The organism is Pseudonocardia sp. NPDC049635 (genome assembly GCF_040659795.1).
In the GTDB taxonomy this organism is placed as follows: domain Bacteria; phylum Actinomycetota; class Actinomycetes; order Mycobacteriales; family Pseudonocardiaceae; genus Pseudonocardia.
Genome location: NZ_JBFAON010000019.1, coordinates 1 through 26202 on the forward strand (window position 1 = coordinate 1; position 26202 = coordinate 26202).

Annotated in this window: 23 protein-coding genes and 3 tRNA genes; 10 read left to right on the plus strand and 16 right to left on the minus strand. The window is 73.6% G+C overall.

Translation table 11 applies throughout. The features are described 5' to 3' along the window. Positions 1 to 196 precede the first annotated feature (196 nt). From AB0J24_RS20795 to AB0J24_RS20805, 3 genes are read right to left on the minus strand one after another with little or no spacing between them, the layout of a single operon-like run. Entirely contained in the window at positions 197 to 1306 is a 1110-nt protein-coding gene (locus AB0J24_RS20795; protein WP_358683744.1) for a cystathionine gamma-lyase, read from the minus strand. A gap of 11 nt (positions 1307 to 1317) precedes the next feature. After that, positions 1318 to 2355, minus strand: coding sequence for an NAD(P)H-dependent glycerol-3-phosphate dehydrogenase (locus AB0J24_RS20800; protein WP_358683746.1), 1038 nt, complete (start codon positions 2353 to 2355; stop codon positions 1318 to 1320). After that, positions 2355 to 3071 (minus strand): lysophospholipid acyltransferase family protein, encoded by a 717-nt coding sequence (locus AB0J24_RS20805; protein ID WP_358683748.1) that lies wholly within the window; start codon positions 3069 to 3071, stop codon positions 2355 to 2357. The genes AB0J24_RS20800 and AB0J24_RS20805 overlap by 1 nt, the downstream gene beginning before the upstream one ends. Positions 3072 to 3270: 199 nt before the next feature. On the opposite strand from AB0J24_RS20805, the gene cofC reads away from it, so the two are divergent. The 3 genes from cofC to AB0J24_RS20820 all read left to right on the plus strand — a co-directional run bounded on the left by cofC (position 3271) and on the right by AB0J24_RS20820 (position 7447). Continuing rightward, positions 3271 to 3996, plus strand: a complete 726-nt coding sequence (gene cofC / locus AB0J24_RS20810; protein WP_358683750.1) for a 2-phospho-L-lactate guanylyltransferase — start codon at positions 3271 to 3273, stop codon at positions 3994 to 3996. Positions 3997 to 4206: 210 nt separating this feature from the next. Beyond that, complete coding sequence (locus AB0J24_RS20815; protein ID WP_358683939.1) at positions 4207 to 6474, plus strand: RNA degradosome polyphosphate kinase; 2268 nt, start codon at positions 4207 to 4209, stop codon at positions 6472 to 6474. 7 nt (positions 6475 to 6481) lie between these two features. Further along, complete coding sequence (locus AB0J24_RS20820; protein ID WP_358683752.1) at positions 6482 to 7447, plus strand: bifunctional NUDIX hydrolase/histidine phosphatase family protein; 966 nt, start codon at positions 6482 to 6484, stop codon at positions 7445 to 7447. Positions 7448 to 7537: 90 nt separating this feature from the next. Here AB0J24_RS20820 and AB0J24_RS20825 read toward each other — a convergent pair whose 3' ends face one another. From AB0J24_RS20825 to leuC, 3 genes are all read right to left on the minus strand, one after another. Next, entirely contained in the window at positions 7538 to 8128 is a 591-nt protein-coding gene (locus AB0J24_RS20825) for an HU family DNA-binding protein (protein WP_358683754.1), read from the minus strand. A 136-nt stretch (positions 8129 to 8264) separates the two neighbouring features. After that, complete coding sequence (gene leuD, locus AB0J24_RS20830; RefSeq protein WP_358683756.1) at positions 8265 to 8855, minus strand: 3-isopropylmalate dehydratase small subunit; 591 nt, start codon at positions 8853 to 8855, stop codon at positions 8265 to 8267. Beyond that, positions 8855 to 10282 carry a 3-isopropylmalate dehydratase large subunit gene (gene leuC, locus AB0J24_RS20835; RefSeq protein WP_358683758.1) on the minus strand — a complete coding sequence of 476 codons (1428 nt, stop codon included), beginning with the start codon at positions 10280 to 10282 and terminating at the stop codon, positions 8855 to 8857. The genes leuD and leuC overlap by 1 nt, the downstream gene beginning before the upstream one ends. Positions 10283 to 10348: 66 nt before the next feature. Between leuC and AB0J24_RS20840 the strand changes: the two genes are divergently transcribed. Both AB0J24_RS20840 and AB0J24_RS20845 read left to right on the plus strand, forming a co-directional pair. Continuing rightward, positions 10349 to 11053, plus strand: coding sequence for an IclR family transcriptional regulator (locus AB0J24_RS20840; protein ID WP_358683760.1), 705 nt, complete (start codon positions 10349 to 10351; stop codon positions 11051 to 11053). Between the two features lie 93 nt (positions 11054 to 11146). Continuing rightward, positions 11147 to 13024 carry an Hsp70 family protein gene (locus AB0J24_RS20845; RefSeq protein ID WP_358683762.1) on the plus strand — a complete coding sequence of 626 codons (1878 nt, stop codon included), beginning with the start codon at positions 11147 to 11149 and terminating at the stop codon, positions 13022 to 13024. Positions 13025 to 13379: 355 nt separating this feature from the next. On the opposite strand, the gene AB0J24_RS20850 is transcribed toward AB0J24_RS20845, so the two are convergent. The 4 genes from AB0J24_RS20850 to gltX all read right to left on the minus strand — a co-directional run bounded on the left by AB0J24_RS20850 (position 13380) and on the right by gltX (position 15277). Further along, positions 13380 to 13452: transfer RNA gene (locus AB0J24_RS20850), tRNA-Glu, on the minus strand. Positions 13453 to 13522: 70 nt separating this feature from the next. After that, a tRNA-Glu gene (locus AB0J24_RS20855) sits at positions 13523 to 13598 on the minus strand. A gap of 67 nt (positions 13599 to 13665) precedes the next feature. Continuing rightward, positions 13666 to 13737, minus strand: a tRNA-Gln gene (locus tag AB0J24_RS20860). Between the two features lie 55 nt (positions 13738 to 13792). Beyond that, complete coding sequence (gene gltX, locus AB0J24_RS20865; protein ID WP_358683764.1) at positions 13793 to 15277, minus strand: glutamate--tRNA ligase; 1485 nt, start codon at positions 15275 to 15277, stop codon at positions 13793 to 13795. Positions 15278 to 15371: 94 nt separating this feature from the next. Here gltX and AB0J24_RS20870 point away from each other — a divergent pair, with 94 nt between their 5' ends. Beyond that, positions 15372 to 16397 (plus strand): LacI family DNA-binding transcriptional regulator, encoded by a 1026-nt coding sequence (locus AB0J24_RS20870; RefSeq protein ID WP_358683766.1) that lies wholly within the window; start codon positions 15372 to 15374, stop codon positions 16395 to 16397. Here AB0J24_RS20870 and AB0J24_RS20875 read toward each other — a convergent pair. Further along, entirely contained in the window at positions 16349 to 17335 is a 987-nt protein-coding gene (locus AB0J24_RS20875) for an ABC transporter substrate-binding protein (protein WP_358683768.1), read from the minus strand. The genes AB0J24_RS20870 and AB0J24_RS20875 overlap by 49 nt on opposite strands. Positions 17336 to 17486: 151 nt before the next feature. Between AB0J24_RS20875 and AB0J24_RS20880 the strand changes: the two genes are divergently transcribed. Beyond that, a complete protein-coding gene (locus AB0J24_RS20880) occupies positions 17487 to 17795 on the plus strand; it encodes an EthD family reductase (protein ID WP_358683770.1) in 309 nt (102 codons plus the stop codon). Between the two features lie 49 nt (positions 17796 to 17844). On the opposite strand, the gene AB0J24_RS20885 is transcribed toward AB0J24_RS20880, so the two are convergent. The 3 genes from AB0J24_RS20885 to AB0J24_RS20895 all read right to left on the minus strand — a co-directional run bounded on the left by AB0J24_RS20885 (position 17845) and on the right by AB0J24_RS20895 (position 20822). Further along, positions 17845 to 18885 (minus strand): 3-isopropylmalate dehydrogenase, encoded by a 1041-nt coding sequence (locus tag AB0J24_RS20885; RefSeq protein ID WP_358683772.1) that lies wholly within the window; start codon positions 18883 to 18885, stop codon positions 17845 to 17847. A 225-nt stretch (positions 18886 to 19110) separates the two neighbouring features. Continuing rightward, positions 19111 to 19875 carry an ABC transporter permease gene (locus AB0J24_RS20890; RefSeq protein ID WP_358683774.1) on the minus strand — a complete coding sequence of 255 codons (765 nt, stop codon included), beginning with the start codon at positions 19873 to 19875 and terminating at the stop codon, positions 19111 to 19113. Next, positions 19872 to 20822, minus strand: coding sequence for an ABC transporter ATP-binding protein (locus tag AB0J24_RS20895; protein WP_358683776.1), 951 nt, complete (start codon positions 20820 to 20822; stop codon positions 19872 to 19874). The genes AB0J24_RS20890 and AB0J24_RS20895 overlap by 4 nt, the downstream gene beginning before the upstream one ends. A gap of 337 nt (positions 20823 to 21159) precedes the next feature. Between AB0J24_RS20895 and AB0J24_RS20900 the strand changes: the two genes are divergently transcribed. Genes AB0J24_RS20900 through AB0J24_RS20910 form a run of 3 tightly spaced genes read left to right on the plus strand, consistent with a single transcriptional unit; the run spans position 21160 to position 23994 of the window. After that, complete coding sequence (locus AB0J24_RS20900) at positions 21160 to 22344, plus strand: histidine kinase (protein WP_358683778.1); 1185 nt, start codon at positions 21160 to 21162, stop codon at positions 22342 to 22344. 14 nt (positions 22345 to 22358) lie between these two features. Further along, entirely contained in the window at positions 22359 to 22961 is a 603-nt protein-coding gene (locus AB0J24_RS20905) for a response regulator transcription factor (RefSeq protein WP_358683941.1), read from the plus strand. Positions 22962 to 22977: 16 nt separating this feature from the next. Beyond that, complete coding sequence (locus AB0J24_RS20910; RefSeq protein WP_358683780.1) at positions 22978 to 23994, plus strand: LLM class flavin-dependent oxidoreductase; 1017 nt, start codon at positions 22978 to 22980, stop codon at positions 23992 to 23994. A gap of 7 nt (positions 23995 to 24001) precedes the next feature. Here the strand turns inward: AB0J24_RS20910 and AB0J24_RS20915 are convergent, their stop codons facing one another. Together AB0J24_RS20915 and serA are read right to left on the minus strand one after the other, a co-directional pair. Further along, complete coding sequence (locus AB0J24_RS20915) at positions 24002 to 24280, minus strand: hypothetical protein (protein WP_358683782.1); 279 nt, start codon at positions 24278 to 24280, stop codon at positions 24002 to 24004. Between the two features lie 88 nt (positions 24281 to 24368). Then, positions 24369 to 25979, minus strand: a complete 1611-nt coding sequence (gene serA, locus AB0J24_RS20920) for a phosphoglycerate dehydrogenase (protein ID WP_358683784.1) — start codon at positions 25977 to 25979, stop codon at positions 24369 to 24371. Positions 25980 to 26202: the final 223 nt, after the last annotated feature.

A 26202-nucleotide genomic window follows, 5' to 3' on the forward strand; every position in this document is an offset into this window, starting at 1 on the left:
GGGTGCCACAGGAATGTGATCGGCACCGGCGGCGCCGACCAGCCAGAACCGGCGCTGCCTGAGGGCAGATGCCGCCGATCTCGCGAGTGTGATAGTGACGCCGACAACCGGTGTACCCGTTGGTCCGCAGCCCGCCGACGGCCCCTGATCACCGAGCCCCACCAGCGGAAACGTCTGGGCCGAAGCGTCCGGGCCGTTACCCGAGCGCACCGATCACGTCGGCCACCAGGTCGTCGGTGTCCTCCACCCCGCAGGACAGCCGCACCAGCCCCTCGGGCACCGCGTCGCCCCACCGGGCCCGCCGGTCCGCGGCGGTGCGCAGCCCGCCGAAGCTCGTCGCCGAGTCGACCAGTGTGCTGCGCTGCAGGAAGCCGGAGACGGCGTGCACGTCGGGCAGGGTGAACCGCAGCACACCGTTCCAGCGGCGCATCTGGGTCCGCGCCAGCTGGTGCGCCGGGTCGTCGGCCAGCCCCGGCCAGCGCACGTCGCGCACCGCGCCGTGCTCGCGCAGCGCCACAGCCAGCGCACGGGCGTTCTCCGCCTGCCGGGCCAGCCGCAGGTCCAGGGTGCCCAGCCCGCGCAACGCCAGCCAGGTCTCCATCGGCCCCGGGATCGCCCCGCCCCGGGTCCGGGCGGCCCGGATCCGCTCGGCGTGCACCGGGTCCGCGGCGCTGACGTGCCCGAGCAGCAGGTCCCCGTGCCCGGACAGCGCCTTGGTGTCGGAGGCGACCACCAGATCCGCGCCGAGCTCCAGCGGCCGCTGCCCCAGCGGGGTGCACGTCGTGTTGTCGACCGCGACGACCGCGCCGGTCCGGTGCGCGGCGGCGGCGATCGCGGCGACGCCGCACACCTCCAGTCCCGGGTTGGACGGCGTCTCCACCAGCACCAGCCCCGGCCGCGACTCCTCGATCGCGGCGGCCCAGTCCCCCGCGGTCGCGCAGTACCCGACCCCGATCCCCAGCGGTGCCAGCTCCTCGTCGGCCAGCGCCCGGGCCACGTAGTAACCGTCCGAGGGCAGCAGGACACCGCGACCGGGCCCGGTGAACCCGCGCAGCACCGCCGCGATCGCCGCCATCCCGCTCGGGAACGCGACACACGGCCCACCGTCGAGCGCCCCGACGGCCGCCTCGAACTCGCGCCACGTCGGGTTGCCCGCGCGGGCGTAGAAGTCCGCACCCGGCTCGGCCTGCTCCGGAAGGCCGAGGTGGAAGGTGCTGGTCAGCACCGGGCCACGGTGCAGGGGGTCACCGATCTCCGGTTCCTCGTGCCCGCCGCCCCGTACGCACCTGGTCCCGTCGCCGTTCATCGGGCGCAACGCTACTCGGGCTTCGGCGCCCGGGAGATCAGCTCCTTCGCCATCTGGTGCGCGGTCATCCCCTCGTGGCACACCCGGCGGACCGCGTCCGCGATCGGCAGCTCGACACCGTGCCGCTCGCCGAGCTCACAGATCGACAGGCAGGACTTGACCCCCTCGGCGACCTGGCCGTGGTTGGCCCGTTCGGCCTCGGCGAGGGTGGCACCGCGGCCGATCTGCTCACCGAAGGTGCGGTTGCGCGACAGCGGCGACGAGCACGTCGCCACCAGGTCGCCCATCCCGGCGAGGCCGGCGAAGGTCATCGGGGAGGCCCCCAGTGCCGTCCCCAGCCGGGACATCTCGGCCAGCCCGCGGGTGATCAGCGACGCCCGCGAGTTGTCACCCAGCCCCATACCGGACGCGACGCCCACCGCGAGCGCGATCACGTTCTTGCCGGCGCCGCCCAATTCGGCACCGACCACGTCGGTGTTGGTGTAGGCGCGGAAGTACCCGGTCGCGCACGCCGTCTGCAGGGCCACCGCGCGGCCGTGGTCGGCACAGGCGATCACGGTGGCGGTCGGCTGCTCGTGCGCGATCTCCGCGGCCAGGTTCGGCCCGGAGACGACGGCGAGCCGGTTCACCCCGACCCCGGTGACGTCGTCGATCACCTCGGTCATCCGCTTCAGCGTCCCCAGCTCGACGCCCTTCGCCAGGCTGGTGAGCGTCACCCCGTCCGGGATCAGGTCGCGCCAGCGTTCGAGGTTGGCGCGCAGCGACTGCGACGGCACCGCCAGCACCACCGCGTCGACCCCGTCGAGGGCCTCCGCCGGGTCCGCGGTGGCCCGTAACCCGACCGGCAGCTCGACGCCGGGCAGGTAATCCGGGTTCTGCCGGGTCCCGTTGACGGCGTCGGCCACCTCGCTGCGGCGGGCCCACAGCCGCACCTCGCGCCCGGCGTCGCCGAGGACCTTCGCGAACGAGGTGCCCCAGCTCCCCGCTCCGAGCACCGCGACCCGGGCGATGTCGTGCACCGGCTCGTTCACCGGACGCGCGGAACTCATCACCCGGCCTCCGGTTCCTGGCCGCGGCGGTAGAACTCGGCCGGCGCCGGCTCGCCGCGCACCTCGGCCAGCAGATCCCGGACCCGCCCCATGATGATGTCGGTGACCTCGCGCAGCACACCGGCGTCGACCGGACGGCCCCGGTACGCCGACAGATCCACCGGCTCCCCGGCCCGCAGCACCAGCTCGGTGCGCGGCAGCGGCCGGAACCGCTTGCCGTAGTGGTCGTAGACCTCGCGGGTGCCCCAGTGCACCATCGGGACGATCGGCACGTCCGACGCGAGCGCCATCCGGGCGACCCCGGTCCGGGACCGCATCGGCCACCCGGCCGGGTCCCGGGTGATCGTGCCCTCCGGGTAGATGATGACGATCTTGCCGTCGGCGAGCGCCTGGGTGCCTGCCGCGAGGCTCTGCTGGGCGTCGGCGGTGTCGCGGAAGACCGGGATCTGCCCGCTGCCGCGCAGGATCGAGCCGAGCACCGGGACGTCCCACAGGCCGTTCTTGGCCATGAACCGCGGCACCCGGCGCGCGGTGTGCACGAACAGCGCCGTGTGGATCGGGTCCAGGTGGGAGATGTGGTTGCCGACCAGCAGCGCCCCGCCGCTCGCGGGCAGGTGCTCGCGGCCCTCGTACCGCTGCCGGCCGGTCAGCCAGCCCAGCGGATAGAACACGGTCGCGGCGAGCCCGACCCAGAATCCGCCCTTCTCGCGGGCCACCGGCGGCCTCCTCACACCCGCGTCGAGGCGGGGTCGTCAGCGGTCCCGGACCTCGAGTGATCCGGATCGTCGGCATGGAGTCTCCCCACAACGGCCCGGTCCGGTAAACCCACCCCCGTACCCGTCGGCCGCGGTGCACCCCGCCCGACCCGGTGCCGTGACGCCTCCGTGACACGGGATCGCGGTGCGAGGTGCGACGATGGGCGGTGTGACCCTGCGGGTGGACCTGGTCGTGCCGGTGAAACCGCTGCCCAAGGCCAAGACCAGGCTGCGCGGCGCGGCGGACGGGGGCGTCGGCGAACTCGGCGCGCACCAACGGCTCGCGCTCGCGCTGGCCCGGGACACGGTCGTCGCGGCCGTCGGTGCGACGACGGTGGGCCGGGTGCTGGTGATCTCCTCGGATCCGGCCGTCGCCATGGAGCTCGGAGCGCTCGGAGCGTTCGGTGTCGAGGTGGTCACCGACCCCGGTCGCGGGCTCAACGGCGCGCTGCGACACGGCGCGACGTTGCTGCGCTCGAGCGACGCCGGCCCGATGATCGGCGCCCTGCAGGCCGATCTCCCCGCGCTGCGCCCGGCGGAGCTCGACGACGCCGTCACCGTCGCAGCCCGGCTCTTCGGCGCGGGCGCGCACCGGGCGTTCCAGCCCGATGCCCCCGGCGAGGGCACCACGCTGCTGCTCGCCGCCCCTGGTCACCGGCTCGACCCGCACTTCGGCGGCGCCTCCGCGGCCGCGCACCGCGAGTCGGGTGCGGTCGTGCTGCCGGGTGTGCGGCCCGGCCTGCGCCGCGACGTCGACACCGTCACCGATCTCGACGAGGCCGTCCGGCTCGGCGTCGGCACATGGACCCGAGCGGTGATCGACGCCCGGGACGCCGCACCGCCCGCCGGCCCCCCGCCGGCGGCGCTGCGCAGCCCGAATGTGTGACACATCTCCGGGGCCCGCACCGCGAATTCACCGAACCCCGCGGTGTCCGGCTTGGCCCGGGCCAGCGGCGTGCGAAACAATCGTCGGGTGAGTGACGACGCGGCAGCACCGAACGGGCGCAACGGCACCCCTCAGCCCGGTGGCCCCGCCCACTCCCGGGCGCGGCAGCGGCCGGGCGGCCGGCGCGCCCCGCGCCCGGCATCGCGCCGGTTGCACACCTCCAACCAGCCCGTCGCCGACCAGGTGAGCCCCGACCAGCCGGTGCCCCCGGAGATCCCGGCCCAGCAGGCCCCGCCCGCCGCGCCGCCGGCGCCACCCGCGCCGTCGGCGGGTGCGGCCCCGATCGCGCCGCCGGCCGGGGCCACCGCTCCGGCGTCGTCGGTGCCCGACGTGCTGCCCGAGGACCGCTACCTCAACCGCGAGCTGTCCTGGCTCGACTTCAACGCCCGGGTGCTGGCGCTCGCCGAGGACGCCAGCCAGCCGCTGCTGGAGCGCGCCAAGTTCCTGGCGATCTTCGCGTCCAACCTCGACGAGTTCTACATGGTCCGGGTGGCCGGCCTGAAACGCCGCGACGAGACCGGTCTGAGCGTGCGCAGCGCCGACGGTCTCACCCCCCGCCAGCAGCTGGCCCGGATCACCGAGCGCTCCCGTGCGCTGTCCCGGGCGCACGCCGAGGTCTTCATGGAGGAGCTGCGCCCGGAGCTGGCGTCGGCCGGTGTGCACATCCGGTCCTGGGACGACCTGACCGACGCCGAGCGGCTGCGGTTGTCGGACTACTTCTCCGAGTCGGTGTTCCCGGTGCTGACGCCGCTGGCCGTGGACCCGGCGCACCCGTTCCCCTACATCTCCGGGCTGTCGCTCAACCTGGCGGTGACGGTGCGTGACCCGGAGGGCCGGACGGAGCGCTTCGCCCGGGTGAAGGTCCCGAACAACGTCCCCCGCCTGGTGTCGGTCGACCCGCCGGACACCGACACCCGCTCCGGCAACCGCACCGTCACGTTCCTGCCGATCGAGGACCTGATCGCCGCGCACCTGGGCGATCTGTTCACCGGCATGGACGTCGCCGAGGTGCATCCGTTCCGGGTCACCCGCAACGCCGACCTGGAGGTCGAGGAGGACCGCGACGAGGACCTCCTGCAGGCGCTGGAGCGCGAGCTGGCCCGGCGCCGGTTCGGGCCGCCGGTGCGTCTGGAGGTGCTCGACACGATGTCCGAGCACGTGCTGGAGCTGTTGCTGCGTGAGCTCGACGTCGACCCGAACGACGTCGTCACGGTCCCCGGCCTGCTCGACCTGACCGGGTTGTGGCAGGTGCACGGGGTGAACCGGCCGGACCTGAAGGACGAGCCGTTCCGCCCGGCCACCCATCCGGCGTTCGCCGAGCGGGAGACCCCGCGCAGCGTGTTCGCGACCCTGCGCGAGGGTGACGTGCTGGTGCACCACCCCTACGACTCGTTCTCCACCAGCGTGCAGCGGTTCATCGAGCAGGCCGCCGCCGACCCGAACGTGCTGGCGATCAAGCAGACGCTGTACCGGACCTCCGGTGACTCGCCGATCGTGAACGCGCTGATCGACGCCGCCGAGGCGGGCAAGCAGGTCGTCGCGCTGGTCGAGATCAAGGCCCGGTTCGACGAGCAGGCCAACATCCGCTGGGCCCGGCAGCTGGAGCGGGCGGGCGTGCACGTCGTCTACGGCCTGGTGGGCCTCAAGACGCACTGCAAGACGGCCCTGGTGGTCCGCCAGGAGGGCTCGGAGATCCGCCGGTACTGCCACATCGGCACCGGCAACTACAACCCGAAGACGGCGCGGCTCTACGAGGACATCGGCGTGCTCACCGCCGACCCGACGATCGGCGCCGACCTCACCGACCTGTTCAACTCGCTGACCGGCTACTCCCGGCAGACCTCCTACCGCAGCCTGCTGGTCGCCCCGTACGGGGTGCGCCGCGGCATCGTCCGCCGGATCGACGACGAGATCGAGGCGCACCGCTCCGGGGAGCCCGGCGCCCGCGTCCGGATCAAGGTCAACTCGCTGGTCGACGAGGCCGTGATCGACGCCTGCTACCGGGCGTCGCAGGCCGGGGTCCCGGTCGACATCGTGGTCCGTGGGATCTGCGCGATGATCCCGGGCCGGCCCGGGTTGTCGGACAACGTCTCGATCCGGTCGATCCTCGGCCCGTTCCTGGAGCACTCCCGGGTGCTGCACTTCGGTGCCGCCGACGAGTACTGGATCGGCTCGGCGGACATGATGCACCGCAACCTCGACCGCCGCGTCGAGGTGATGCTCCGGGTGGCCGATCCGAAGCTCGCCGCCCAGCTCGGGGACATGTTCGACTCCTGCCTCGATCCGGCCACCCGGTGCTGGACGCTCGGGCCGGACGGGATCTGGTCGCCGTCGCCGGCACCGGGTTCGTCGAACATCCGGGTCCGTGACCACCAGGTCGAGATGATGAAATCCCGTCGTGGCTCGAGCGAGGACTGACCGGCGGATGACCCTGCTGTCCCGGGTGCGGTTCGACGGGGACGAGGTCGACCCGGCGGGGATCTCCGACGTCGTCGCGGCCGGGACCGTGCCCTACCGCCGGACCCCCGACGGGGGGTTGCAGGTCGCACTGGTGCACCGGCCCCGTTACGACGACTGGTCGCTGCCCAAGGGGCATCAGGATCCCGGCGAGTCGCTGACGGTCACCGCCCTGCGGGAGACCGCCGAGGAGGCCCGGCTGGACTGCAGGCTGGGGGCCCGGCTCGGGCACAGCACTTACACCGTCCCCGGGAAGGGCCGGAAGGTCGTGCACTACTGGGCCGCCGAGGTCGTGGGCGACCCGGGGTTCGCACCGAACGACGAGACCGACGAGCTGCGCTGGGTCGGTCCCGACGAGGCCGGTTCCCTGCTCACCCACGCCCACGACGCGGCGCTCGTCCGACGGTTCGCCGACGTCGGGGCCCCGGCGTCGACGGTCCTGCTGGTGCGGCACGCTAAGGCGGGCAACCGCGACTGCTGGGAGGGCGACGACGATCTGCGGCCGCTGTCGGGGACCGGCCACACGCAGGCGGAGCGGCTCGCCGGGTTCCTGCCCCGGTTCGGCCCGGACCGGTTGTGCACGGCGCCGCCGCTGCGCTGCAAGCAGACCATCGCGCCGCTCGTCGGGAAGATCGGCGCGGGCCCGGACCGGGTCGACGACCTGCCGGTCGAGCCGCTGCTCGGCGAGAACGGCTACTGGGCCGATCCCGACGCCGGTCGGGCCCGGTTCCGCGAACTCGCCGCGCAGCCCGGGGTGACGTTGCTGAGCAGCCAGGGCGGGGTGATCCCGGACGTGGTGGAGGGCCTGCTCCGCGAGGCCGGGGCCGGAACGGATACCGGCGTGCCCTCGCACAAGGCCAGCACCTGGTTCCTCGGCTTCGGCCCGGACGGCGAACTCCTGTTCGCCGACTACTACCGCCGACCCTCCGCCTGACGGACCGGCCGGTGCGCCGCCGCGCGCCGGGGAAGGGCCGGGGGGGGCGCCCGGTCGCGCCGGTGGCGGGCGCCCGCCCACCCGCCGGAGTCAGGAGGTGCGCTTCTTCGAAGGCTTCTTCTTGGCAGGAGCGTCGGTCGCGGCGAGGGGTTTCGCCGCTGCCGCGGCCGGCTTCCTCGCAGTCGACTTCTTCGCCGTCGAGCCCGACTTCGTCACCCCGGCCCGTCCCGTCGCGGCCTCGGCAGCCGACGCGGTGGCGGTCGCCGCGGCCTTCTTCGGTGCCGCTCGCTTCGCGCGGCCACCGGTCCCGGTGGACCGCTGCGCGTCGGCGGGACCGAGCGGCGCGGAGACCGTGCGTTCCCGCGGGGCGCGCCGGGGCGCACTCGTCGCTCCCGCGGCCGCGGCCTCGCTCGTGGCGACCCGCTCCTTGAAGGCCGCGCCCGGCCGGAACGACGGCACGATCGTCTCCCCGACCGGAACGGTCTCCCCGGTCCGGGGATTACGGGCCGTCCGGGGTGCGCGCCGGCGCGCCTCGAACACCCCGAAACCGGTCAGCGTGACCGAACCGCCCGAACCGACGGTCTCCACGATGACCTCGACCATCGCGTCCACGGCGGCGGTGGCGGCCCGACGGTCGCCGAGCCGGGTGGTCAGCGCATCGACGAGCTGAGCCTTGTTCATGGTCACGAACGGTAGGGGTAGGCCCTGCCCCACACCAGATCTGGCGGTGAGTCGAGGTCGCATACCCGCCGATCGGGCAGGTCCGTACGGGTGGTCGTCCACCGTCCGGTGACGACGGACGACCACCCGGTGCGACTCACGCCGTGGTGCGCGGCATCCGTTCGGGCCGGGTTCGCTCGAAAGCGGTGATCGCGTCCTCGTGACGCAGGGTGAGCCCGATGTCGTCGAGCCCCTCCAGCAGGCGCCACCGTGCGTAGTCGTCGATCTGGAACGGGACGGTCAGGTCACCGACCTGCACCGACTTCTCCCGCAGATCGACGGTCACCAGGGTGCCCGGCTCGTTCTCCAGCTTCTTCCAGATCAGCTCCACGTCGGGCTGGGGGACCTGGGCCGCGACCAGACCCGCCTTGGCCGAGTTCCCGCGGAAGATGTCGGCGAAGCGGGACGAGATGACCACCCGGAACCCGTAGTCCATCAGGGCCCAGACGGCGTGCTCGCGGGACGAGCCGGTGCCGAAGTCGGGCCCGGCGACGAGCACCGAGCCGCGGTCGAAGGGCTCGTTGTTGAGCACGAACGACGGGTCCTGCCGCCACGCCGAGAACAGCCCGTCGTCGAAACCGGTGCGGGTGACCCGCTTCAGGTAGACGGCCGGGATGATCTGGTCGGTGTCCACGTTGGACCAGCGCAGCGGGACGCCGATCCCGGTGTGGGTGTCGAACTTCTCCATCAGTCCAGGTCCTCCGGGCTCGACAGGGTGCCCCGGACCGCCGTCGCGGCGGCGACCAGCGGGGACACCAGGTGGGTGCGGCCCCCCTTGCCCTGCCTGCCCTCGAAGTTGCGGTTCGAGGTCGAGGCGCAGCGCTCACCGGGGGCGAGCTGGTCCGGGTTCATGCCCAGGCACATCGAGCAGCCCGCGGAGCGCCACTCGGCGCCGGCGCTGGTGAAGATCTCGTGCAGCCCCTCCTCCTCGGCCTGCCGGCGGACCCGCATCGACCCGGGCACCACCAGCATCCGCATCCCGGGCGCGACCTTGCGCCCGTCGAGTACTCCGGCGACGGCCCGCAGGTCCTCGATCCGGCCGTTGGTGCAGGAGCCGACGAACACCGCGTCCACGGCCACCTCGCGCAGCGGGGTCCCACCGGTCAGGCCCATGTAGGACAGCGCCTTCTCGACGGCGGCGCGCTCGGCCTCGTCGGTGATCCGCTCCGGGTCCGGCACCGACTCGCTCAGCGGCGCCCCCTGGCCGGGGTTGGTTCCCCAGGTGACGAACGGGGTGAGCTCGTCGGCGTCGATGTCGACGACCGCGTCGAACACGGCTCCGTCGTCGGTCCGCAGATCACGCCAGTCGGCCACCGCGGCGTCCCAGTCGGCGCCGGACGGCGCGCGGTCGCGCCCCTTCAGATAGGCGAAGGTCGTCTCGTCCGGGGCGATCATCCCGGCCCGGGCGCCCGCCTCGATCGACATGTTGCAGATCGTCATCCGGGCTTCCATCGAGAGGTTCTCGATCACGTTGCCCCGGTACTCCAGGACGTAACCCTGCCCGCCACCGGTGCCGATCTTCGCGATCACGGCGAGGATGACGTCCTTGCTGGTGACGCCGGGGCGCAGGGTGCCGTCGGAGGAGGTGACGTTGATCGCCATCGTCCTGAACGGCTTCAGCGGCAACGTCTGGGTGGCGAGCACGTGCTCGACCTCGGAGGTGCCGATGCCGAACGCCATCGCACCGAACGCACCGTGGGTGGAGGTGTGCGAGTCGCCGCACACCACGGTGGTCCCCGGCTGGGTCAGCCCGAGCTGCGGCCCCACGACGTGCACGATCCCCTGCTCGGCGTGGTTCATCGGGTAGAGCGGGACGCCGAACTCCGCGCAGTTGCGGCGCAGCGTCTCGACCTGGACCCGGGAGACCTCGTCGGCGATCGGGGCGAGCACGTCGAGGGTGGGTACGTTGTGGTCCTCGGTCGCGAGCGTGAGGTCGGGACGGCGGACGGGGCGCCCGGCGAGCCGGAGCCCGTCGAACGCCTGGGGGCTGGTGACCTCGTGCACGAGGTGCAGGTCGATGTAGAGCAGGTCGGGCTCGTCGCCCTCGCCCTTGCGGACGAGGTGCAGATCCCAGACCTTCTCGGCCAGCGTTCGCGGCCTGTCTGCGGGGCTCACGCTCGCCTCCCTCAGTGATCTGATCGTGAGTGGACTTCCCACGATCTGGGACGTTAGTATCGGAACGTGGGACAGTCTAGCGGGATCGGCGTGCTCGACAAGGCGGTGGGGGTTCTCCGCGCGACGGCGGAAGGGCCGTGCGGCCTGGCCGAACTGTGCGAGCGCACGGGTCTGCCGCGCGCCACCGCACACCGGCTCGCCGTGGGCCTGGAGGTGCACGGGATGCTGCTGCGCACCCCCGACGGGCGATGGCACCCGGGGCCGACCCTCGGCCAGCTGGCGGGCGGGCGCCCCGATCCGTTGCTCGACGCGGCCGCGGCCGTGCTCCCCCGGTTGCGCGACATCACCGGTGAGAGCGTGCAGCTCTACCGGCGCGACGGTGTGCACCGGATCTGCATCGCGCACGCCGAGCCACCGGCCGGGCTGCGGGACACGGTTCCGGTCGGGTCCCGGTTGCCGATGACCGCCGGTTCCGGCGCGAAGGTGCTCGCGGCCTGGTCCGACCCGCAGACGCAGCGACAGGTGCTCGCCGACGCCACCTTCTCCGACCGGGTGCTGGTCGACGTCCGCCGCCGCGGCTGGGCACAGAGCGTCGCCGAGCGGGAGCCAGGTGTCGCGTCGGTCTCCGCTCCGGTCCGCGACGGCGCGGGCCGGGTCGTCGCCGCGGTCTCGGTGTCCGGGCCGGTCGACCGGATCGGCAGGCGCCCCGGTGTGCGCTGGGCCGCCGACCTGCTCGCCGCGGCCGACGCGCTGCAGCAACGGCTGAGCTGACCCCGGGCTCCGGCAGGCACCCCGTCCACTACCGTGTGGGGGTCCGGCACCGGGCCGGTCCCGTGACCACGGTGGAGTGCTTCCGGGGAGACTGTGCTTACCAGCAAATCGGCGGGCTACCTCCTGGGTATCGACGTCGGCACGACCAGGACGGCCGCCGCCGTCATCCGCTCAGGGAGCCCCGCCGCCGAGATGGTCACCCTGGGGGACCACTCGGTGGACATCCCGTCCGTGGTCCACTGCGCACCGGACGGGTCGCTGCTGTTCGGCGACGCCGCCGAGCGCCGCGCGCTGACCGAGCCCGACCGGGTCGCACGCGAGTTCAAGCGCCGCATCGGTGACCCGACCCCGATCCCGCTCGGTGAGCACTCCTTCACCGCCGAGCGACTCTCCGCGCTGCTCGCCGGGCACGTCGTCGACATCGTGTCCCGCATCGAGGGCGGACCACCGGACCGGCTCGCGGTCTCGCACCCGGCGTCCTGGGGCGGGCACAAGCGGGAGCTGTTCGCCGCCGCGCTCGCCGAGCGCGGCCTGGCCGTCACCTTCCTGACCGAGCCGCAGTCGGCGGCCCTGCACTACGCCGCCAACGAGCGGGTGGAGGGCGGCGCGACCGTCGCCGTCTACGACCTGGGCGGCGGGACGTTCGACGCCGCCGTCGTCCGGAAGGAGGTGGCCGGCGCCGCCGGGATCACGGCCACCGGCCCGCACGACACGGCGATCGGCGGCACCCTGTTCACCCTGCTCGGCCGCCCCGAGGGGGTCGAACAGCTCGGCGGGGCGGACTTCGACCAGGCCGTCGTCGACCACGTCCGGGAAGCCGTCCCGCAGGCGTTCGAGGCGCTCGACGAGGCCGATCCGGACAGCTGGTCGCAGATGGCCCGGTTGCGACGCGACTGCCGGGAGGCCAAGGAGGCGCTGTCGGCCGACACCGAGGTCTCGATCCCGGTGTGGCTGGGTGAGGTCCGGACGACGGTGCGGTTGCACCGCAGCGACTTCGAGGAACGGATCCGGCCGCGGCTCGAGGAGTCGGTGGAGGCGCTGCAGCGGGCGATCGAGTCCGCCGGGCTCGCCGCGTCCGGCCCGTCGGTGGTGCTGCTGGTGGGCGGATCGTCCCGGGTGCCGCTGGTGGCGCAGCTGGTGTCGTCCGAGCTCGGGCGGCCGGTGCAGGTGGACGCCGACCCGAAGAACGCGATCGCGAAAGGTGCCGTGCTCGCGCTCGGTCCGGTCGACCCCGCCACCGCGACCCCGCTCGCGACCGACGTCGGGCCGCCCGGTGCCCCTCTCGCAGGTGCTGGTGGCCCGGCCGCCCGTGGCGGTGCCGCGCTGGCCGACGACCCCGGACCGCTGCCGTGGGAGGGCGAGGACCCGGTCACCGGCCGGATCCCGGCCGGATCCCCGCCGACCGCCCAGCTCCCTCCTGGCCGGACCGCCTACCTCGACGGCGCCGACGCCGATCCGCCGACCGACCGGCTCCCGGTCGTTCCGGCCGCCTACGGCGGGTACCCCGGTGACGACCTCGCCACCGCGAGCCACGGCGACCACGACGTCACCGCCGTCTCCCCGCCCGCCACGGTGGCCCGGCGCTCGCCGGCGGTCCTCATCGGTGCGGGCGGGGTCGTGGCGGCGCTCGCCGTGCTGGCGGCGGTGTTCTTCTGGCCGCAGGACCGTTCGGTCAGCAACGCCACGCCGCAGCTGCCCGCGTTGCCGACGACGACCAGCGAGGCACCGCCGCCCACCAGCGAGGAGCCACCGCCGCCGCCACCGCAGCGGCAGGACCCGGAGCCGACCCGGCAGCGGACCACCGTGCGCACGACGTCGGAGGAGCCACCGCCTCCCCCGCCACCACCGCCCCCGCCGGTGACGACGTCGGACGAGCCACCACCGACAACCACCGAGCCCGCGCCGACCACGGACGATCCCCCGCCTTCGACGCCCGACCAACCACCACCCCCTGAGCCACAGGCCGGATAGCCGTGGGGAAGAGGCCCCGAGATCCGGTGGGCCACGGTCGGCATACGATTCACCGAGCCATGGCTGCAGGTCGGCGCGGGGCCTCGGCCCGGCAGACCGGTCGACAGCGTGTCGTCCTCTGCGCGGCTCCTCCCACCGGGCGTCGAGTTCGCCGTCGGCAGGCGTCCGTCGCCGAGGTCCGGGCGCTCCTGACATGTGATCTCACGACCGGCGGACCGACTCGCCACATGCCCCGGGCCGCCTTCCCGGCGCAGGCCTGCCTGCTCGGGGAGGTCCCCGGTAGCCGACTGTCCGTCACCGTGGCCCCGGACGACGAAAAGGCCCCCGCTCCGGATGGAGCAGGGGCCCTTCTGCGTAGTCCCGACGGGATTTGAACCCGCGCTACCGCCTTGAGAGGGCGGCGTCCTAGGCCGCTAGACGACGGGACCAGGAACATCGGTATTCATCTCTGGCCGGATCACGGACGAATCGCGAACCGGACGCGACAGGCATCTCGCGTGGTAGCCCCGACGGGATTTGAACCCGCGCTACCGCCTTGAGAGGGCGGCGTCCTAGGCCGCTAGACGACGGGGCCGAGACGAGACGATGCCGATGTCAGAAACCAGAAGCCCGGAACTGGATGAACCAGGACATGATTCCCGCTGGGGTACCAGGACTCGAACCTAGACTAACTGAACCAGAATCAGTCGTGCTGCCAATTACACCATACCCCATCGAAAATCGGGGCCCTATCAGCGATCGGGCCCCGATCTCCGTGCTGTGGCTACTCTAGCCCATGCCCCGGGCGAGCCGGACACCGGCCCCCAGGCGGGCCAGCGAGCGCTCTCGGCCCAGCAGCTCCATGCTCTCGTAGAGCGGCGGCGACACCGTCCGGCCGCTGATGGCGACCCGCACCGGGCCGAACGCCTTGCGCGGCTTGAGCCCCAGGCCGTCCACCAGCGAGCTCTTCAGCGACTCCTCGATGGCCGCCGCCGTCCACTCCGGGAGGTCGGTCAGCCCGGCCACGGCGGCCTCGAGCACCGGGGCGGCGTCGGCGTTCAGGTTCTTCGCGGCGGCGTCGGCATCAGGGGCGAAGCTGTCCTCGTCGCGGAACAGGAACGCGAGCATGCGGGCCGCGTCGGAGAGCACCTGGCTGCGCTCCTGCACCAGCGGCGCGGCGGCGGCGAGCAGCTGCTCCTGGTCCGTCGTGAGTTCGATCCCCTCCGCGGCGAGGTAGGGAACCACCCGTGCGGCGAAGTCGTCCGGGGCGAGCAGCCGCAGGTGCGCCGCGTTGATCGCCTCGGCCTTCTTCACGTCGAACCGGGCGGCGTTGCCCGACACCCGGGAGACGTCGAAGGCGGCGACCATCTCCTCCAGGCTGAACACGTCGCGGTCGTCCGCGATCGACCAGCCGAGCAGCGCCAGGTAGTTGAGCAGGCCCTCGGGCACGAATCCGCGGTCCCGGTGGTGGAACAGGTTCGACTCCGGGTCGCGCTTGGAGAGCTTGCGGTTGCCCTCGCCGGTCACCAGCGGCAGGTGCGCGTAGACGAAGGGCCCGTTGCCGATCCCGACCCGCTGCAGCGCCTGCAACAACGCGATCTGCCGCGGTGTCGAGGCCAGCAGGTCCTCGCCGCGCAGCACGTGCGTGATCTCCATCAGCGCGTCGTCGACCGGGTTGGTCAGCGGGTAGAGCGGGGTGCCGTCGCCGCGGGCGAGCACGAAGTCGGGCACCTGCCCGGCCCGGAAGGTGATCTCGCCGCGGACCAGGTCGGTGAAGGTGATGTCGTGCTCGGGCATCCGCAGCCGGTAGACCGGGGAACGGCCCTCGGCACGGAAGGCGGCCTTCTGCTCGTCGGTGAGGTCGCGGTCGGCGTTGTCGTAACCGAGCTTCGGGTCCCGCCCCGCGGCCCGGTGCCGTGCCTCGATCTCCGCCGCCAAGGAGAACGACTCGTAGACCTCGCCGCCCTCGATCAGCCTGCGCAGTGCGTCGGCGTAGATCTGGCCGCGCTCGCTCTGCCGGTACGGCCCGTGCGGCCCGCCCTTCTCCACCCCCTCGTCCCAGTCCAGGCCGAGCCAGTTCAGCGCGTCGAGAAGGGCCTCGTAGGACTCGGCGGAGTCCCGGCTGGCGTCGGTGTCCTCGATCCGGAAGACCAGTGTGCCGCCGTGATGGCGGGCGTGCGCCCAGTTGAACAGGGCGGTGCGGACGAGACCGACGTGCGGGATACCGGTCGGGGACGGCGAGAACCGCACCCGGACCTGGGCTGGAGTACTCATGGTGGGGTCAGGGTAGTCCGGCGGTCCGCGGCGGCTCCTACCATCTGGCGTACCGGTCCGCTCGGGCACCGGTGGGGCTCCCGGAAGGCGGCGGATGTCACGCGAGACAGGCCCCCCGCCGGCCGCCCGGCGGCGCCCCACGATCACCGACGTCGCCGCCGCGGCCGGGGTGTCGGTGTCCACGGTGTCGTCGGCGATGAACGGGACCGGCCGCGTCGACCCGGCGACCCGGGACCGGGTGCGCGCCGCGGCGGTGGAGCTCGGCTGGCGGCCGCGGCGCGCGGCGCAGGCACTGCGCTCGGGCCGGACCGGGACCGTCGCGCTGTGCATCCCGCCCGAGCGCGCGCTCTGGGCGCGCTGGATGCGGGAGTCCGACTACCTGCAGCAGCTCACGGTGGCCTGTGCGGCGAGCGCGATCGAGGCCGGCCTGCTCATGCTGCTGGCGCCGCGCCCCTCCGGCGCGGAGGAGCTTGCCCGGCTCGACGTCGACGGGATGCTGCTGCTCGACCCCTTCCGCGACGACCCGGTCTCCGCCGCCTGCGCCGCCGCCGGGCTCGCACTGGTCACGGTGGACCGCGAGCCCGGCCGCGACGACGGGTGGTGGGCGGGCAACGACCACGCCGCGGCCACCCGGAGGGCGTTGGAGCACCTCGGCGGGCGGGGCGCCCGCCGGATCGCCCTGTTCTCCGGGGACGAACCGTGGGCCTGGCTCGACGACGCCCGCCGCACCTACGACGACTGGTGCGCCGCCCGGGGAACCGGGCCACTGGTCCGGACGCTGGGCATGAACCGCACGGTCGCCGAAGCGGCGGACGCGGCCCGCACCCTGCCGTCCGACGTCGACGCCGTACTGGCCCTGCCCACCGACGCCGCACTCGGGGTGCGGGCGGCGGCGCCCGGTCTGGCCGTCGTGTCCGGCGTGGACAGCACGGCGGTCGCCGCCGCCGGGATCACCGCGCTCGACCTGCGGCCCACCGAGCTCGGCGAGGCGGCGGTCGCACTGCTGGTCCGCCGCCTCGCCGGGTCGGGCCCCGGGCCGGTCGTGGTGCCCGCGGAGCTGCGGGTGCGGGATCAGCCCAGCGCGGCGGCGAGCTTCGGCACGAACTCGTCGAGCAGGTAGGGCAGCGACAGCGGGCTCGCGAACTGGAGCGCGTCGTAGTCCGTGCCCTCGATCCACAGCGTCCGGCCCTCGGCGACGGCCGGTACCGAGGCGAGCACCTGGTCGCTCTCGATGCCGGCGCGCTCGGCGGGCGAGCCCACCTGGAAGGCGACCACGTCTCCCGCGAGCATCCCGGCCTGCTCGCGGGAGAGGTAGGCGTAGAACTGGTCACCCGCCGCGGCGTCGATCGCCGGTGGCACGACCATCCCGAGCTCGGCGAAGAAGCGGGTGCGGGTGTCGTCGCTCGCGTGCACGGGGTACTGCCCGTCGTAGGCGGGCCCGGACAGGACGACGCTCCGGCCGGCGAGTTCCGGGTGGTCGGCCCGCACCCGGGCGAACTCCCCCTCGACCTCGGCGACGAGCTCCTCCGCCCGCTGCGGTTGACCGAGCGCCCGTCCGGTGATGCGGGTCTGCTCCTGCCACGGGACGCCGAAGTCGATGTAGTCCTGCGGCGGCACCACGACCGGGGCGATGCGGCTCAGCAGGTCGTACTGGGAGCGGTCGAGGCCCGCCGTGACCGCCATGATCAGATCCGGCTGCAACGCGGCGACGGCCTCCGGGTCGAGGTCCTCACGGGGCAGGATCGTCGGCGCGGCGGCACCGGCGGCCGCGTCGGCCCACGGGAAGAACGCGTCGTCCTGCGGGCCGAAGGCGTACCGGACCCCCACCGGGACGACGCCGAACGCGAGGATCGCGTCCTGCTCGGTGTAGCCGAGCGCCACCACCCGCTCCGGTTCCTCGGGGATCGTCGCGGAGCCGAACCGGTGTTCCACGGTGACCGGGAAGGCTCTCTGGTCTTCGGACGGGGCGGGCTCGCCGCCCGGGACGGCACCGGTGGCGCAACCGGCGAGGAGAGCGGTCGCCACGGTGAGGGCTCCGAGCAGACGGAATCGTTGCACCCCGTTGGTATAGCCGAGATAAGGCTTGCCTGCCATAACGTTCCGGCACGGAGTGGCCGGGCCAACCGGTGGTGGTATTGCGGCGGCCGATGGACCAGGGTCGGCAGTGCAGCGGCGCAGCGAGGCGTCGCCACGAGGCGAAGGACCACACGTGTTCCAGATCACCGTGCTCTACAACCACCCGGACGACCCGGCCGCGTTCGACAAGCACTACGACGAGGTGCATGCGCCGCTGGCGAAGAAGATCCCGGGTGTGCAGCGGTACACGATCTCCCGGCCGGTACCGGGGCCGGACGGGCAGCGGCCGCCGTACCACCTGGTCGCCGTGATCGAGTTCGCCGACGAGGCCGCGTTCCAGGCCGGGATGGGCGGCGCGGAGGGCCAGGCCGCCACCGCAGACCTCGCGAACTTCGCCGGCGCCGGGGTGACCCTGCTGACCGGCCCGTCCGAACAGGTGTGACGACCGCGGGTGGCCGCCGGGCTCCCAGCGGCCACCACGCCGTCACGGGTCAGGGTGCGGTGACCTCACGGCTCGACACCAGCGCCGCGAGCCGGTCGCCGATCGAGGAGGTGTTGCCGGTCGCCGAGTGGTCCCGGGTGGCCAGGTCGAACGCGACAGCGGCCTCGATCCGGCGGGCCGAGTCGGTGTGCCCCAGGTGATCGAGCATGAGAGCCACCGAGAGCACGGCCGCCGTCGGGTCGGCGATCCCCTGCCCGGCGATGTCCGGCGCCGAACCGTGCACCGGCTCGAACATCGACGGGTTGGTGCGGCTGGCGTCGAGGTTGCCGCTGGCCGCCAGGCCGATGCCACCGGTCACCGCGGCGGCGAGGTCGGTGAGGATGTCACCGAACAGGTTGTCGGTGACGATCACGTCGTAGCGGCCGGGATCGGTGACCATGTGGATGGTCGTCGAGTCGATGTGCTGGTAGGCGACCGACACCTCCGGGTACTCCAGCGACACCTCCTCCACGATCCGCGACCACAGCGCTCCCGCGTAGGTGAGCACGTTGGTCTTGTGCACCAGGGTGAGGTGCTTGCGCGGGCGACGCTGGGCACGCGCGAACGCGTCCCGCACGACCCGTTCGATACCGAACGCGGTGTTCTGGCTGACCTCGGTCGCGATCTCGTGCGGGGTGTCCTTGCGGAGCAGCCCGCCGGTACCCACGTAGGGGCCCTCCGTGCCCTCCCGGACGACCACCATGTCGATCTCGGGGTTGCCCGTCAGCGGCCCGCGCACACCCGGGTAGAGCCGGGCCGGCCGCAGGTTCACATGGTGGTCCAGTTCGAAACGCAGCCGCAGCAGCAGGCCGCGCTCCAGGATCCCACTCGGCACCGACGGGTCACCGACCGCGCCCAGCAGGATCGCGTCGTGCTGCTTGATCTCGGTCAGCACGGTCTCCGGGAGCAGCTCGCCGGTGGAGTGCCAGCGCGCCGCGCCGAGGTCGTACTCCACCGTCTCCACATCGCGGGCCACCTCGCCGAGGACCTTGAGTGCCTCGTTGATCACTTCCGGGCCGATGCCGTCACCGGGGATGACCGCAAGGCGCATGACCTCGTCCTCTCGTCGTACTGCTGGGCGCACGCTACCGCCTGCCGACGCAGGGTCATCGCCTGGCCACCCGGAGGAGGGTGCCCCGGAGGGTGAACCGTGCGCCGTTCGCTGTCGGCGCGAACCCACACGGGGTCGGCGCACGGCCGTTCCGGTGGTCCGGCGAGCCCGTCACCGGACTCCGGCGGGCCGGACCGGTCCGCCCGTTCGGGTGACCCGGGCGGATCATCCACGCGGGGTCCACCGCCAGCGGGCGGCCGCGCCGAGCACCGCGATCGCGATCCACGCCACGAGCAGCAGCGGCCCGAGGACGGTCGGGGCGAGACCGGCGACGGCCGGGCCGGGGACCCCGGTCCACGCGGTCACGATCAGATCGGCGACCGGGGTGCCGGGGACCAGCAACAGGGCCCCGCGCAACGCCGGGTCGACCCCGGTGGCCAGCAGGTTCGCCGCGACCGACGCGACGATGACCAACGGCAGCACGGTGAACTGGACACTCTCGGCCCCGGAGCTGAACGTGCTGGTCAGGGCCCCGGCGACGACGCAGAACGCGCCACCGAGGACGATCGGCACGACCAGCAGCAGCGGTTGGGCGGGCGCCGGCGCACCGAGCGCGACGAACACCGCGAGGACCAGCAGCGTCTGCGCCACCCCCACGACGAACAGCGGCGCACCGGTCGCCGCGACGATCCCCGCCCCGGACAGCTCGGTCGTCCGCAACCGGGCCAGCGCCCCCGACTCGCGGCGCAGCGTGAACACGGTCGCGGCGCTCGCGTAGACCGAGAGCAGCATCCCGATCAGCCCGGAGATCCCGGCGAGCATCCCCCAGCCCTCCGGCCCCTCCGGTGACACCACCACCGCGAAGAACACCATCATCAGCGGCCCCGCGAGCATGCTCAGTGCCACGGTGCGGCGACGCAGCACCATCCGTGCCTCGACCGGGGCGAGCCGCCACCACCGGCCGCCGCGGTGCGGTGCCGGGGCGCTCACCGGGCCACCCCCGTCGGGCCGGCCACGTCGGTGCTCCCGCTGACGGCGTGGAACACCTCGTCCAGTCCGGCCTCGGTGGCGCGCAGCCGGTGCAGCCGGACGCCGGCCTCCAGCGCCCAGCCGGTCAGTGTGTGGGTCGCCCGGGTCAGGTCCGTCGACTCCAGCCGCAGCACGGTGCGGCCCTGCCCGGCCGACGCCGTGCTCAGTCCCGGCATCCGGGGCGGGTGCACCCCCGCGTCCAGTTCGGCGGTGACGGCGGCGGGCCGGCTGGCCAGCACCGACTCCAGCGTCCCCGCGATCGCGACCCGACCGGCGTGCATGATCGCCAAACGGTCGGCCAGCGCCTCCACCTCCTCCAGGTAGTGCGTGGTGAGGACGACCGCGGCGCCGTCGGCGCGCAGCCTGCGGACCATCGCCCACAGGACCCGGCGTGACTCCGGGTCCAGGCCGGTGGTCGGCTCGTCCATGATCACCAGGTCGGGTCCGCCCCAGGTGGCGGTGGCGATGTCGAGCCGGCGCCGCTCGCCGCCCGAGAGCTGACCGACGGCCACGTCCCGCCGGTGGCCGAGACCGACCCGGGTGATGCACTCGTCGATGTCGTCGCTGCGACTGGAGAGCGCGGCCGTCATCCGCACGGTCTCGGCGACGGTCAGCTCGGCCAGGAACCCGGCCTGCTGCAGGACGGCACCGGTCCGGCGGCGGACGGCCCGCCCGGCGGTGACCGGGTCGAGCCCGAACAACCGGACCGTGCCGGCGTCCGGCCTGCGGAAGCCCTGCACGAGTTCCAGCGTCGTCGTCTTCCCCGCGCCGTTGGTGCCCAGCAGCCCGAAGACCTCCCCGGGGTGCACCACCAGTTCGACGTCGTCCACCGCCACCGTCCCGCCGTACCGGAACTCGAGGCCGTGGGCCTCGATCACCGGCTCGTCGGGGGTGTCCCGCCCCCTCAACGGGACACTCCTGCACGACTGCCGCGCCGCCCACGGGCGGCGACGGGTTGCGCGGTTCCGGCGGCCGGTCCGCGCTCCGGGATCGGCGCCGGCCGGGGCCGGTGACGGTCGGTCGACAACTGCACGGGTCCTCCTCGCTCCGGTGGTGCACAGCGAGCATCTCCCCCGGACGGGGCGGTCAGTAGGGTCGGAACGGCACGGGCGGGCATGGGTTCGGCGGGGGCACGGGATGACATCTGTCAGACGGTCGGCTGTCAGCGGGCCGGTGGGCGGGCGCGCCGACCGGCCGGGGGGCGGTATCCGGGCCGCTCGCGTCTACCTGCGCTCCGGTCTGGTCGTGACCGCGGTGCTGTTCACCGGCATGGCGGCACTGGGCCTGGTCGACGACGACTGGCCGCACCCCACGACGAGCCTCCCGTCGCTGTTCCTGCTGCTCGTCGTCGTCGGTGTCGCAGGCGCACATCTGACCCTCGTCCGGGCCGACGGCGCACCGCCGACACCGCTGCGGCAGGGGGTGGCCGTGGCCGCGCTGCTGGCCGCTACCGGCGGCCTGCTGCTGGTGGCCCGCGACGCGCCGAGGATCGCCGGGCTGTGGTTGCTGGTGCCGGGGGTGGCGCTGTCGGTGCTGCTGTCGGTCCGCGGCTGGCGGCGCGCCGATCTCGGCGTCGCCGCGGTGGCCGTCGTGATCGCGGCCGGGGCGACGACGGCGGTCGGTCTCCCGACCTACCCGACGCCGTGGCTGCGCCCGATCATCGCGCTGTTCCTGCTGGGGTTCCCGGCGGCAGCCGATCTGGGTCAGATCTGGGTGCTGCGGGTGTTCGACCGGCTGGAGGAGTCCCGGCGGCTGGCCGAGGAGCTGGCGACCACCCGGGAGCGGGCCCGGATCGCGGCCGAGCTGCACGACGTGCAGGGGCACTCGCTGCACGCCATCGCCATGCACGCCGAGCTCACCGAGCGGCTCGTCGGCACCGAGCCCGAGGCCGCCGCCCGGCACGCCCGCACCGTCCGCACCCTGGCCGCCGACGCACTCGCCGAGACCCGCGCGCTGGTCCACGGCTACCGCGCCGCCGACCTCGCGGGTGAGCTGCGCAACGCGGCCGGTCTGCTGCGGGCCGCCGGCGCGGACGCCGAGGTGGTCGGGGACGCGACCGCGGTCCCCGCGGTGCACGCCGTGCTGCTCGGCCCGGTGGTCCGGGAGGCCGCCACCAATGTGCTCCGGCACAGCGATCCGACCCGGGTGAGGTTCACCGTCCGGCGGGCCGGTGACCGCACCGAGCTGGACGTGCACAACGACGGCGTGCCGGACGCGCCGGGTGCCGCCGACCCGCACGGCGGGACCGGGCTGGCCGGGGTACGCGACCGGATCGGCAAGCGGGGCGGTGACGTCGAGGCCGGCCCGGACGGTGCGGGCGGGTTCCGGCTGCGGGTGGTGCTGCTCAGCGGCCCGGAGGACGACACGGAAGATCACACAGAGGACCGGTCGGGTGATCGGGTCCACGGACCGGCGGGGGTGAACCGGTGAGCGCTGCGGACCGGATGCCGATCCGGTTGCTGGTGGCCGACGACGAGGAGATGACCCGCACCGCGCTGGTCGCGCTGCTCGACCTGGAGGACGACATCCGGGTGGTCGCCGAGTGCGCCGACGGCGGCACCGCGGTGGACGCCGCGACCCGGGAACGTCCGGACGTCGCGCTGCTCGACCTGGAGATGCCGGTGCTCGACGGGGTCGGGGTCTGCGAGCGGCTCGCCGGCTCGCCGACCAGGACGGTCGTGGTCACCCGGCACGCCAGACCGGGTGTGCTGCGCCGCGCGCTGGCCGCCGGGGCGTCCGGTTTCCTGCCCAAGTCGACACCCGTGCAGCAGGTCGCCGACGTCGTCCGCCGCGTGCACGGCGGACGACGGTTCGTCGACCCCGACATCGCGGCGATGGCGCTCACCGAGGCGGACTGCCCGCTGACCGCCCGGGAGCTCGACGTGCTGCGTGCGGCCCGCTCCGGTGGCACGGTCGCCGACATCGCCGGTGAGCTGCACCTCGCACAGGGCACGGTGCGCAACTACCTGTCCTCGGCGATGACCACGCTCGACGCGCGGACCCGGCACGAGGCCGCTCGGCGGGCCTGGGAAGAGGGATGGATCTGACCGCGTTGGCACCGCTGTGCCCACCTCCTCACAGCCGCTGCGCCGCCTCGGTTTCCTGACGATCGGTTCGTTCGACGCCGACGATCCGGGCCCCGGCCACGAGGCCACGCTGGAGGTGATCGCGCTGGGCGAACGGTTGGGGTTCGACAGCGCGTTCGTCCGGCACCGGCACCTGCAGCACGGGATCTCCTCGCCGGTCGCCGTGCTCGCGGCGGCCACCCAGCGCACGTCGCGGATCGAACTCGGCACCGCGGTCATCCCGCTGGGCTGGGAGAACCCGCTACGGCTCGCCGAGGACCTGGCGACCGTCGACGTGCTCTCCGGCGGCCGGCTCCAGCCCGGTGTCAGCGTCGGCCCGCCGATGCAGTGGGAGCACGTGCGCGACGCCCTGTACCCGGACACCGCCGACGTCGAGGACTTCGGCCGGGAGCGGGTGTCCCGGCTGCTGCGGTTCGTCCGCGGTGAGCCGGCCAGCTCGTTCTCCGGCACGGTCGGGATCGAGACGTTCTCCGAGCGGGTGCAGCCGCACTCCCCCGGGTTGATCGACCGGATGTGGTACGGCGCGGGCAGCGACAGCTCCGCGGTCTGGGCCGGTGAGCAGGGGCTGAACCTGCTGACCAGCAGCGTGGTGCGCGCCCCGGCGTCCGGTGAGACCGACTTCGCGACGATCCAGCGCCGGCAGATCCTCGGCTACCGCGCGGCGAACCCGTCCGGCCGTGTCTCGCAGGGTCTGGTGGCGGTGCCGACCGATTCGGCGACGGCCGAGCAGCGGGCCCGCTACACCGACTACGCCAGGGCCCGCGACGTCCGGGTCGGGATCCCGCAGGGCCCGGCGGGCCTGCTGTTCGCCCGGGACCTGGTCGGCCCGTCGGAGGAGATCGCCGAGGCGCTGTACGCCCACGCCGGGTTCCAGGAGGTCGACGAGGTCGTCTTCGCGCTGCCGTTCGGGTTCCCGCCGGAGGACTACCTGCAGATCCTCACCGACATGGCCACGAAGCTGGGGCCCGCGCTGGGCTGGGCGCCGCGGACCTGAGCGGCCGCTACCGCCCGGCCCCGCACGGTTGCGGAGCGGTCCGCTGCGCGGCGAGCGCCCGGCGGGCCCGCAGTCGCCCCGGCACCTCGATCAGCACGGCCAGCACGACCGCGACCAGCAGGAGTCCCGGCCCGACCGTCATGCTGGCCGACGGGGGCCCGGTGACCACCGACTCGACGGCGACCACGCCCGGCACCGCCATCGAGATGCCGGTCACGAACGCGATCGCGAACATCAGCATCAGCGCCACCGCGAGCCCCGTCGCGGTCAGCAGAACTGTCCTCACCCACCACATCGCGCATCCCCCATCCCACTGCGCGGGCGAACACGATCCCACATCGGAGCCGGGAACGCACCGTCACCGGCTCGTCGGGTCAGCCGCCGAAGGAGATCAACCGGATCGTGCGGGCCCCGACGGAGGCGCCGATCGGCTCCAGCACCGCCGGGTCGATGTGCCGGTCCACCCGCAGCAGCATCACGGCGTCGGTGCCCTCGGTGGTCTGCGAGATCTGGGCGGCCTCGATGTTCACCGCGGCCTCGCCGAGCAACGAACCGACCCGGCCCATCACACCCGGCCGGTCGGCGTACTCCAGCAGCACGACCTCGCCCTCGGCGCGCAGGTCGAAGTGCCGGCCGTTGATCTCGACCAGCTTCTGCACCTCGGCCCGCCCGGTGAGGGTGCCGGAGACGGTGACCGACTCGCCGTCGGGCATCGCGCCGCGCAACTGCACCACGGAGCGGTGGTTCGCGCTCTCCGGGGTGGTCGTCACCTCCACCGAGACACCGCGCTCCTGCGCCAGCTGAGGCACGTTGACGAATGTGACCTGGTCCTCCACGACGTGGGTGAACACGCCGCGCAGCGCCGCCAGCGCCAGCACCGAGACGTCCTCACCGGCGAGCTCGCCCGCGATGTCGACGGTGACCGAGCTCGGGGTGCGCCCGGCGACGGCGTGCAGCGTGGTGCCCAGCTTCTGCACCAGCGGCAGCCACGGCCGGACCTCCTCGCCGACGGTGCCGTGGACCTGAACGTTCACCGCGTCCGGCACGAACTCACCGGCCAGGGCCAGCTGCACCGAGCGGGCGACATCGGTGCCGGCGCGGTCCTGGGCCTCGACCGTGGAGGCACCGAGGTGCGGGGTGGCGACGACGTTCTCCAGCTCGAACAACGGGCTGGAGGTCGTCGGCTCGCTGGCGTAGACGTCGACACCGGCGCCGCCGACGTGCCCGGAACGGACCGCCTCGGCGAGCGCGTCCTCGTCGACCAGGCCGCCGCGGGCGGCGTTCACGATGATCACCCCGGGTTTGGTGATCGCGAGCTGGTCCTTACCGATCAGGCCGTGGGTCTCCGGCGTCTTCGGCAGGTGGATGGAGATGACGTCGGCGGTGCGGAGCAGCTCGTCGAGCTCCAGCAGCTCGATGCCGAGCTGGGCGGCCCGCGACGGCGCGATGTAGGGGTCGTAGGCGACCAGCCGGACGCCGAACGCCGCCAGCCGCTGGGCGACCAGCTGGCCGATCTTGCCGAGCCCGACGATGCCCGCGGTCTTGCCGTTCAGCTCGATCCCGCTGTAGGCCGACCGCTTCCACTGCCCCTTGCGCAGCGCGGCGTCGGCGGCCGGGATGTGCCGGGCCGCCGCCAGCAACAGGGCGACCGCGTGCTCGGCGGCCGAGACGATGTTCGAGGTCGGCGCGTTCACGACGAGGACGCCGCGCGCGGTCGCCGCCGGGACGTCGACGTTGTCCAGGCCGACCCCGGCCCGGGCGACGACCTTCAACCGGGTCGAGGCGGCGAGCACCTCGGCGTCCACCTGGGTCGCGGAGCGGACCAGCAGCGCGTCGGCGTCGGCGATCTCCTTCAGCAACGCCGGGCGGTCGGTGCCGTCGACGTGGCGGATCTCGACGTCGTCGCCCAGCAGCTCGACCGCGGAGGGCGCGAGCTTCTCGGCGAGCAGGACGACGGGGCGGTTCTGGGTGGCGACGGTGCTCACGGTGTGACGGTGCTCCCGGGTCGGGTCGTGCGGTGCCTGGCCGCGGCCCATCCTAGGCCGGGTCACCGGCCCCGGCGGAACTACGTGAGCGGGGTCGTACCGGCGGTTCGGGGCCGGCCCCGAACGGACGGAACCCCCGCCCGATGGTGACGGGCGGGGGTTCCGTATGCCTGTTCCCGAGTGGATGCGCCCGGGCCGCAGGCGGGCGCGGACCGTGCGGTCC

Coding starts and splice junctions, on each gene's coding strand:
- gltX (WP_358683764.1), bottom strand. CDS start 15,277: ATGAGTACTCCAGCCCAGGTCCGGGTGCGGTTCTCGCCGTCCCCGACC.
- AB0J24_RS20825 (WP_358683754.1), bottom strand. CDS start 8,128: ATGAACAAGGCTCAGCTCGTCGATGCGCTGACCACCCGGCTCGGCGAC.
- leuD (WP_358683756.1), bottom strand. CDS start 8,855: ATGGAGAAGTTCGACACCCACACCGGGATCGGCGTCCCGCTGCGCTGG.
- AB0J24_RS20820 (WP_358683752.1), top strand. CDS start 6,482: ATGACCCTGCTGTCCCGGGTGCGGTTCGACGGGGACGAGGTCGACCCG.
- AB0J24_RS20800 (WP_358683746.1), bottom strand. CDS start 2,355: ATGAGTTCCGCGCGTCCGGTGAACGAGCCGGTGCACGACATCGCCCGG.
- AB0J24_RS20885 (WP_358683772.1), bottom strand. CDS start 18,885: ATGCGCCTTGCGGTCATCCCCGGTGACGGCATCGGCCCGGAAGTGATC.
- AB0J24_RS20870 (WP_358683766.1), top strand. CDS start 15,372: ATGTCACGCGAGACAGGCCCCCCGCCGGCCGCCCGGCGGCGCCCCACG.
- AB0J24_RS20905 (WP_358683941.1), top strand. CDS start 22,359: ATGCCGATCCGGTTGCTGGTGGCCGACGACGAGGAGATGACCCGCACC.
- AB0J24_RS20795 (WP_358683744.1), bottom strand. CDS start 1,306: ATGAACGGCGACGGGACCAGGTGCGTACGGGGCGGCGGGCACGAGGAA.
- cofC (WP_358683750.1), top strand. CDS start 3,271: ATGGGCGGTGTGACCCTGCGGGTGGACCTGGTCGTGCCGGTGAAACCG.